At 52.9% G+C, this 7267-nt stretch carries 5 protein-coding genes; 1 reads left to right on the top strand and 4 read right to left on the bottom strand.

Annotated features, from left to right (window positions below):
• The 4 genes from IBX50_RS15350 to IBX50_RS15335 form a co-directional block, all read right to left on the bottom strand.
• A partial coding sequence (locus tag IBX50_RS15350) for a hypothetical protein (RefSeq protein WP_292257171.1) occupies positions 1–1360 on the bottom strand: 1360 nt, incomplete at its 3' end.
• Between the two features lie 21 nt (positions 1361–1381).
• Complete coding sequence (locus IBX50_RS15345) at positions 1382–2479, bottom strand: lysozyme inhibitor LprI family protein (protein WP_292257170.1); 1098 nt, start codon at positions 2477–2479, stop codon at positions 1382–1384.
• The gene (locus IBX50_RS15340) at positions 2476–3849 is read right to left on the bottom strand and encodes an HlyD family type I secretion periplasmic adaptor subunit (RefSeq protein ID WP_292257169.1); all 1374 of its coding nucleotides are present in this window, start codon (positions 3847–3849) and stop codon (positions 2476–2478) included. The genes IBX50_RS15345 and IBX50_RS15340 overlap by 4 nt, the downstream gene beginning before the upstream one ends.
• Positions 3846–6002, bottom strand: coding sequence for a type I secretion system permease/ATPase (locus IBX50_RS15335; RefSeq protein ID WP_292257172.1), 2157 nt, complete (start codon positions 6000–6002; stop codon positions 3846–3848). The genes IBX50_RS15340 and IBX50_RS15335 overlap by 4 nt, the downstream gene beginning before the upstream one ends.
• Before the next feature lie 176 nt (positions 6003–6178).
• On the opposite strand from IBX50_RS15335, the gene IBX50_RS15330 reads away from it, so the two are divergent.
• Entirely contained in the window at positions 6179–7261 is a 1083-nt protein-coding gene (locus tag IBX50_RS15330) for a 2OG-Fe(II) oxygenase (protein WP_292257168.1), read from the top strand.
• The last annotated feature ends 6 nt before the right edge of the window (positions 7262–7267 follow it).

The following is a 7267-nucleotide window of genomic DNA, read 5'->3' as shown; positions in this document are numbered from 1 at the left end:
CTCCATCTCCATCTCCATCTCCATCTCCATCTCCATCTCCATCTCCATCTCCATCGCCATCGCCGTCGCCATCTCCATCGCCGCCACCACTAGGCAGTGGATAAGGTCGACCATCTGGCGTAACTTGACTACCGTCAGGCAAGGTGATTATTATTGTTCCATCGGCCAATATTTCCCCTGTTCCCTCATGAAATATCTCGGGTTCACCATTAGCAGTATCTGACTGAGTGGGATCGACAGAAATGACCGATCCATCAGGATTTAACCAAAGTTCAAGCCCATTTCTAATTGTGATCAATAAAGGTTCATTAGGAAGGGTAGGTTGCGAAGTGTCGACAGGGTTTGTCTCCTGACCAGACTCATCAGTATCAGTATCAGTATCAGTATCAGTATCAGTATCAGTATCAGTATCAGTATCTACATTGTCGAAATTATGCGAAATATCAAACTCAATTTCTGGTAAAAATATCCCTGCTACGGCCAGTCTGCTTCGTATATCGTCGACCAAGTCATTAATAGCTGTTGAAAGCTCCGTAGCCCCTCCTTCTGTCAGTGCATTCCAGCCACCATTGTTGCCCACATGCACCACATCATCCAGATAGGCTTCAATAGCGCTGCTGCGGTTAGCCAGCATTTGATACAACTGCTGCAACTCGGCTGTGGTAAGGCCAGCAATAAACTCGGCACCCTCTCGAAAACGTCTGAGCTGCAGCCCATAGGAGCGGCCATCCTCGATGCCATCACCATCAAAGTCCCGACTTCTGTTGCTGCCAAACACTATTTGATAATAAGCTTCGTGCCAACGGGCATCTCGCAAGGCACCGGCTATTTTAGGCCCTATCATCGCCGTGGCGCCGCCATTAAAGGCCAGGGACAACAGCGGGTCCTGCATATTTTCGGGCAGGCCATCCCAAATGGCCTGCGCCTGATCACGTCTTACCCCAGCCTGGCTGCTAATCCGTGCCACAATTTGATTGGCATAATCCTGCCGCACCGTTTCAAACACCGGCTGCATTTGGGCGGTATTTTGAAAGGCAAAGGTGGGTGATGCGGCAGCACTGTCTGCCGGGACCATCATGGCGCGGTATTGGTTTAGGGTATTTTGCACTGCTTGCCTGTTGGCTTCACCGTTGGTTTGCCAGTTGGGTAATATAAAAATGCGATGCAATGCATCCGACAGACCTTCAAATCCGCCATCTGGTAATGAATTTGCGGTATAACCAAACTGCTGCAACACCAGCCTCAATACATCCTCGTTCCTTAGGTTGTAGCCCACTCCTATGGTTGGAATACCATGATGATCCAGATAAATCTGCTCACGCACACCTTCATCATTTACCAGTTGTTCCCATAACGTCATTTTATAAATTCCTTTTTTTAATTACTCGTAGTTATACCAAAAGCTGCAACTTTCAACTAAACGCCAGCGGCCGTCATAGCTTCTGGGTTTTGCTGGCAGCTCATACAAAATCATATTGTTTTTCAAACTATTTGAATTATGTTTGTAATACATTTGAGACTGCCGCAAGACCACCCATTGCTGCTGATAACGCAGCCACTGCCCAAAGCTATCCAAATGCAACTGCCCATCCTTGAGTAACCTTACCGTCGATATCCAGCCATGCTGGCTGGCATGCACCAGCTGCGGCTGATTGCTGAGTTTCCACCAGCGCTGCCGGCTTTCATTCTCTCTATTCCATTGTTCCTCTTGAGTGCCAGGTGGAATTGCTTCACAGCGGTAACTGGGGTTATGCAGCTCCACTAACCACTCCATCTGCCCATCACCATCAATATCCGCCGGTACCGCATACAGCTTGCGCTGGCCGCTGTTATACCGCTCGGCTATTTCTGGCCAGCGCTGCTCAAAGGGTGGATTGCGGGGTGGACTTAACTGCTCAAACTGCAACCGCAGTGCTTCGCTCGCTTCGGTAAGTACCGGCGAAAAAGGACTGCCGCTAAAATCATGCCGGGTACAGGCGCCTAATTGCGCGCGCGGGGTGCGGTTTAGCACCTCCAGCATGGCACCGCATAACTGGGGATTATTGTTTATACTTTGCCGAAAGCTGGGCAGCGGTGCCTCTTGGCCGTTTAGCTCGGCAATACGTGCCCGGTATGCCTTCGCCAGGCAATCTGATGTGGTACAGGCATTGCGCACTTCTTGCAGCCAACGCCTTTGCTGGGCTATCACGCCTTTTTTCCACTGCTCGTACTCTTCAATGGTGTGGTAATCGGCCGTGCCCAGCGTTTGCAGCTTATTCAGCTCCCATAGCTGGTAATTGCGATAGGCCACGCCCAGCGCCGAATCCAGCTCGCTTAACGTGGCATCAGCACAAATCTGCTTTTCTATCGCCGTGCTGGCTTTGCTGCAGTCAAAATCTGCGGCCAGTACAGCCACTGGTGTTAACAGCCCCAATATCAGGGCAACAGCATAGCCCCGACTGTTTAGGCTGCTTTTTGAATAAACACTAATACGACTCATCGCTCCCTAACCCCTTCATCCACCGCCCGCAGAATGGGCGATAATAAAAACTCAATAATCCGGCGCTGGCCAGTTTTCACTTCCACCGTGACCGCCATGCCAGAGCTTAGCGGCACGGTTTTGTTGCCCACCCGGATGCTGTGCTGCTTCAGTTGTACTTTGATCGGATACACCAGGCCGATGCCTTCCAGTTCAACCGCATCGGTGGAGATATCGGTGACGATGGCGTCTATCACGCCGTATTTGGTAAATTCAAAGCTTTCCAGTTTCACTTCCGCTACCTGGCCTACTTCGACAAAACCGATGTCTTTGTTCAGCAACCAGGCTTCGGCAATCAGCTCTTGTTGCAGCGGCACCAGCCGCATTAAGGGCTGGGCACTGGTGACTACGCCGCCCAGGGTGCTGACGGCCAGTTGTTCAATCACTCCAGCTTCCGGTGCCAGCAACACTTGCTGGCGGGTTAGCAGTTCGGCCTTGACAAGCTCTTGCGTCAGTGCGTCCTGCTCGCGCTGCAGCTGATTGAGCGCATCGGCAATTTGCCGCTCGAACTCGGCTTTAAGCAGCTGCTGTTGCTGCTGACTTTCGGCGATGGCCGCATCCAGCTGGATAAGCCGAGCTTGCTCAATGGCTAGGCTATCGACCTGATGTGTTCTACTTAATTCCAACTCCAGATACTGGTGGCGTGATGCCAATGACTTGGCAGCCAGTTGCTGGACGCTGTCGGCTTGCTCGTGCATCAGTGGCAGGGCATTTTCGATGCGCCGGATAGTCAGTCCGGTGGTGTGCTTTTCGGCTTGCAGTTTTTGCTGCTGGCTATGGACTGTCGCCTGCCGGGCCAGGTACTCCTGCCAGCTGCTGGTAAGGGCTTGCTGCTGGGACGGGCTAAAGGGCTGCAGCAGCGGCGCATCGCGGTGCTGCAACCAGAGCGCCAGTTGCCGCTGACGGGCTACATCCTCGGCCAGGGTAAGCTGCTGGTGCTGCAAGCGGAAAAATTCCGCCTGGGCTGCGGTGTTATCCAGGGTGATGAGCAGCATGCCTGCCTCGACCCGCTGGCCATCCCGCACATGAATGTGCTGTATCACCCCGGTATGCAGCGGCTGGATCACTTTCACCTGACCATCCGGGATCAGCTTGCCCTGGGCGCTGGCGGTAATATCGATGTTGCCCCAACAAGCCCAAAGAATAGCAAGCAGCAACAGCAGCGAGATGGCCCAGAGTAAAATACGGCTAAAGGGTGCCGGTGGCGCGGCTTCAACTTCCAGCGCGGCCGGTAAAAAACCGAGCTGCTGCCGGCTTAACTGCTTGCCCAGTTGTTGTGCTGTTGCTGATGCTTCCACCTGAGTGGGCGCTAAAGGCTGATCGGGCTTCATAACGGTGCCTCTTCTAGCTGCGGTGCTTCCGCTACCAGTGGCTTCGTCGGTCGCTCGGCTGTTGCCGGCAACTGCGCCTGCTGCAATTGCCAGTAAATGCCGCCTTGTTGCATCAGCTCTGTGTGGCTGCCCTGCTCGGCAATCTGGCCTTTATCCATCACAATAATGCGGTGGCAGTCGCGCACCGCCGATAACCGGTGGGCGATAATAAAGACGGTACGGCCGGCGCAGATCTGCTGCATATTGTGCTGAATAATGCGCTCGGACTCGTAATCAAGCGCGCTGGTGGCTTCATCAAAAATCAGGATTTTGGGGTTGGCGATCAGCGCCCTGGCGATCGCCAGCCGCTGCCGCTGACCACCGGATAAACTGGCTCCTTGTTCGCTGACCAGGGTATCGTAGCCTTCGGGCAACTCGCAGATAAACTCATGGGCCCCGGCCAGTTTAGCGGCATTGACCACCCGCTCAATGCTGCTGGCCGGCTCGCTTAGGGCGATGTTGTCGCGGATGCTGCGGTTAAATAAAAAGCTCTCCTGCAGCACCACCCCGACCTGGCGGCGTAACCAGGCGGGCTCCACCAGCGCCAGATCCACGCCATCCATCAACACCCGGCCTGTTTGCGGCACATACAGCCGTTGCAGCAGCTTGGTTAAGGTGCTTTTGCCTGAGCCCGAACGGCCGACAATACCAATGCGCTCACCAGCAGCCACCTCCAGGCTGACGCCCTGTAAAATGGCGACCTGATCCGGCCGGTAACGAAAACCGACCTGCTGCAAGCTGACCCGGCCTTCAATCGCCGGCAAGGTGGTGCGGTTGGGGTTGTAGCCAGGCTCGGTGGGGGCATTCAAGACATCGCCGAGCCGCTCGACCGAGACCTTGGCTTGCTGAAAATCCTGCCATAAATTAACCAGCCGCATAATGGGGCCAGACACGCGCTGCGCCAGCATATTAAAGGCGATAAACTGGCCGACCGTTAAGGCACCATCCACCACGGCAATGGCACCAAAATACAGTGTCAGCAAGGACACGATTTTATTGATGTAGCCGGCGATGCTGGCGTAGATGTTGTTGATATGAGAAGCATCGAACGAGCTTTTGACATAGCCAGCCAGCTTGTCTTCCCAGCTGTTGCGCAGCTGCGGCTCGACCGCCATGGCTTTCACCGTGTGCACCCCGCTGACCGACTCCACCAAAAAGGCATGGTTTTCCGCGCTTTTTTGAAATTTTTGCTCCAGCCGGGCACGTAGGGTAGGCGTGACCAGCACCGACAGCAGGATATAACAGGGAATGGATGCTGCAACTATCCAGCTGAGCAGCGGTGCGTAGTAAAACATCACGGCAAAAAACACCACGCTAAACAGCACATCCAGCACCACCGTTAAGGACGAGCCGGTAATAAACTCACGGACTTTATCCAGCTCTTTGACCCTTGCCACCGTATCGCCGACCCGCCGTACAGCAAAGTAAGAAATCGGCAGCGACAGCATGTGCCGGTACAGCAACGAGCCGAGCTCGACATCCACCCGGTTGGTGGTATGGCTGAACACATAGGTGCGCAAGAAGGTTAATAGCACTTCAAAGGTAATAACAGCGAAAAAGCCCACTGCCAGCACATCCAGTGTAGTCATGCCTTTGTGCACCAGCACTTTATCGATGGTGACCTGGAAAAAAATCGGTGTTGCCAGCCCCACCAGCTGAATAAAAAAGGACGCCAGCAATACATCGCCCAAAAGCGCCCGGTATTTCCACAGCGCCGGCACAAACCAGCGAAAGCCAAAGCTGGCCGAAGAGCCGCCCACCTCACTGCGCTTGCTGAGCACAATCAGCTGGCCATCCCAAGCTTCCTGCAACTCTGCCTGAGTAAGGGTCTGGGTTTGACCACTGACAACATCCTGGATCAACGCCTGGCCTTGCTGCAATCTGGCCAGAATAAAGTAGCTGCCATCCCGGCGCTTGCCGATCGCTGGCAGCAACACAGGCTGAATTTTCTCGGGCTTAGTTGTGCTTAGCCTGGCTTTAAAGCCCAGACTGCGGGCAGCCTTGAGCAGATAAATATCGGTGAGTTCGCTGTTCGGTGGCTGAAACTCGCGGCACAAAGCCGCGATATCCATTGGCACCTGCTTCAGCCGGGCGATCACCGCCAGGCACTGCATAGCAGACAAGAATCTTGAGCTTGACACTGAAAGTCCTTTTTCTGGGGAGGTTCAAAATGCTTACAATTTAAAACTATGAATACTTCCGTTTCAATCAATATTTATACCTTACACGACTATTACAATATCAAATAAAATAGAATTATAATGCAGACGATTTTTTTATTGAGGAAGCAATGGATATGATGCGAGGAATTTTGGCACCAGGCCAACCAGCCCCATGGTTTGAAGCCTGGACCTGCCATAACCCACAGTTTCGTTTTCATACCGTGGCTGGAAAAAAATCACTCCTGATCTTCAGCGGAATGGCTGATTTATCCAAAGAAAATACTGTTAAATCGATTTCTTGCTTGCTAACTGAAGCAAAAAGCCATGACTGTACAATTTTCCTGATTACTAATAGACAAACAGCTGATGTACTAGACTATTTAATAATACTACCAACCAATGTCGTTGTGTTTTCAGATCCAGATAGCAGCATTCACCAGCAATTTGGCATCCATACCGACGCGCCAATTGTTAACAATTTCATCTGCTTTGTGCTGGATGCGCGCTTAACCATTCGTGCCGTACGGCAATTTGGCACAGAGCCACACCACACTGCCGCTCAGATCCGGCCGCTGCTGCAGGCGCTGCAGCAGGAATCCGCTCAGTTTACGATACAGGCGCCGGTGTTGGTGCTGCCGGGAATTTTTGAGCCCGCCTTGTGCAGAACCCTGATCCAAAGCTATCAGCAGCATGGTGGCGAGTTGTCCGGTTTTATGCGGGAGCAGCAAGGGAAGACCGTACTGATGCAGGATCCGCGGCATAAGATCCACCGCGATCATACACTGCATGATCCAAAGCTTATTCAATTATGTCTGCAGCGGATCCGGCTGAATCTGCTCCCCCAGTTGCAGCGGGCTTTTCAGTTTCAGGCCACACGGATAGAGCGCTATCTGGTCGCCTGCTACCACAGCGAGCAGGGCGGGCACTTCCGGCCACACCGGGATAACACCACCCCAGGTACTGCTCATCGTCGTTTTGCCGTGTCTATCAATTTAAATACCTGTGAGTATCAGGGTGGAGACTTGCGCTTCCCTGAATTTGGCCAGCAACTGTATAAAGCACCAACTGGCGGAGCTGTAGTGTTTTCCTGCTCTTTGTTGCACGAGGCTACCCCAGTCACCCAAGGTGAACGTTATGTTTTCTTGCCTTTTTTATACGATGAGGCCGCTGCACTTGTGCGTGAAAAAAATGCAGGAAGCTTTAAAGTTTAAATCTAG

The sequence above is a fragment of the Marinospirillum sp. genome (assembly GCF_014859565.1).
This window is presented reverse-complemented; position numbering and strand designations above follow the sequence as displayed.

Coding starts and splice junctions, on each gene's coding strand:
- IBX50_RS15330 (WP_292257168.1), top strand. CDS start 6,179: ATGGATATGATGCGAGGAATTTTGGCACCAGGCCAACCAGCCCCATGG.
- IBX50_RS15335 (WP_292257172.1), bottom strand. CDS start 6,002: ATGCAGTGCCTGGCGGTGATCGCCCGGCTGAAGCAGGTGCCAATGGAT.
- IBX50_RS15340 (WP_292257169.1), bottom strand. CDS start 3,849: ATGAAGCCCGATCAGCCTTTAGCGCCCACTCAGGTGGAAGCATCAGCA.
- IBX50_RS15345 (WP_292257170.1), bottom strand. CDS start 2,479: ATGAGTCGTATTAGTGTTTATTCAAAAAGCAGCCTAAACAGTCGGGGC.